The sequence below is a fragment of the Fredinandcohnia quinoae genome (assembly GCF_022427965.1).
Taxonomy (GTDB): domain Bacteria; phylum Bacillota; class Bacilli; order Bacillales; family Bacillaceae_L; genus Ferdinandcohnia; species Ferdinandcohnia quinoae.
Map to the genome: position 1 here is coordinate 1 of NZ_JAKTTI010000079.1, position 1,471 is coordinate 1,471.

The 1,471-nt window shown below is 35.9% G+C and carries 1 protein-coding gene; it reads left to right on the top strand.

Annotated features, from left to right (window positions below; translation table 11 throughout):
• The first annotated feature begins 101 nt into the window (after positions 1-101).
• Positions 102-1,430, top strand: coding sequence for an IS3 family transposase (locus MJG50_RS21935; RefSeq protein ID WP_240257907.1), 1,329 nt, complete (start codon positions 102-104; stop codon positions 1,428-1,430).
• Positions 1,431-1,471: the final 41 nt, after the last annotated feature.

A 1,471-nucleotide genomic window follows, 5' to 3' on the forward strand; every position in this document is an offset into this window, starting at 1 on the left:
TATTATGGTACCTGTAGTTAGGACACTTGAAAAAGAGTGTTTTATCTACAGGTATTTTTTTATATACTAGAATTTCAATATATGGGGAAATAGGGGACAACATGAGTAAGATTACATTTACACTAAGAGAGATAAAAACACTACAAAATAATCCAAATGTGCAACGCGTAAGTCAACGATCCATTACATACTCGGATTCCTTCAAAAATAAATTTATGGATGAGTATTTGGCGGGCAAACTCCCACGGCAAATCTTTTTAGAGAATGGCTTTGATATCGATGTTATAGGATTGAAGCGAATTGAACAATCAGCTTGCAGGTGGAAGAAAGCTTATGAAAAGAATGGGATCATTGGGCTAACCGATTCAAGGAAAACTGGGTCTGGCAGACCATTAAAGCGAGAGCTTACACCGTCTGAAGTGATTGAAAGGCAAGAAGCAAAAATAAAGCTTCTGGAGGGACAAGTAGAGCTATTAAAAAAGCTAGAAGTGACAGAAAGGAGGCTGCTAAACGCAAGCGAAAATCTAGATCCAAGTAGAGTGTATCAGTTAATTTATGAAACCATTGAACAAAATCAATTTAAACAAATGACTAAGTATTTTTGCGACCTTCTAGAGGTCTCTCGTTCTGGATATTACAGCTACCTAAAGACTTCCGCTGACCGGGAAGCAAGGGAGCAATTGGACTTAGAAGCGAAAGAAATCATATTAAAGGCATTTAATCGTCGTGGTTATAAGAAAGGGTCACGTTCCATAAAAATGATATTGGAGAATGACTATAACTTAATCTTTAGTCGTAAAAGGATACAAAGAATCATGAGGAAATACGGAATAATCTGCCCTCATAGAAGACCGAATCCTTACAAAAAGATCGCTAAAGCAACAAAGGAGCATCAGGTCGTTCCAAACAAGTTAAATAGAGAATTTAAGCAAGGTGTTCCAGGGAAAGTGTTATTAACGGATATTACATATTTGCCATATAACGGTAATTGTATGGCTTATTTGTCAACCGTAAAAGATGCCTCTACTAACGAACTACTAGCCTATCATGTTTCTGATCATATTACTTTAGATATCGCAACGAAGACAATCCAAAAATTAATAAACAACAAGAAAGTGACTTTACATAAGGATGCCTTCATCCACTCAGACCAAGGGAGCCATTACACAAGTCCAAGATATCAAAAGTTATTAAAGAAATACGGTTTAGAGCAATCTATGTCCCGAAGAGGAAACTGTTGGGACAATGCCCCGCAAGAGTCATTCTTTGGCCATTTAAAAGATGAAGTAGATTCTAAATTATGTAAATCACTAAAAGAGCTAAAGGCGAAAATAAATCATTATATGGTTTACTATAACAATTATCGATATCAATGGAACTTAAAAAAGATGACCCCTATTCAATTTAGGAATCATCTTCTAGCTGCTTAATCTCTTTTTTTATAGTGTCCTTGACAAGGGTGCCATTTTAA

Bases quoted from the DNA above. Each gene is read 5' to 3' on its own strand.
- MJG50_RS21935 (WP_240257907.1), top strand. From the start codon at position 102: ATGAGTAAGATTACATTTACACTAAGAGAGATAAAAACACTACAAAAT.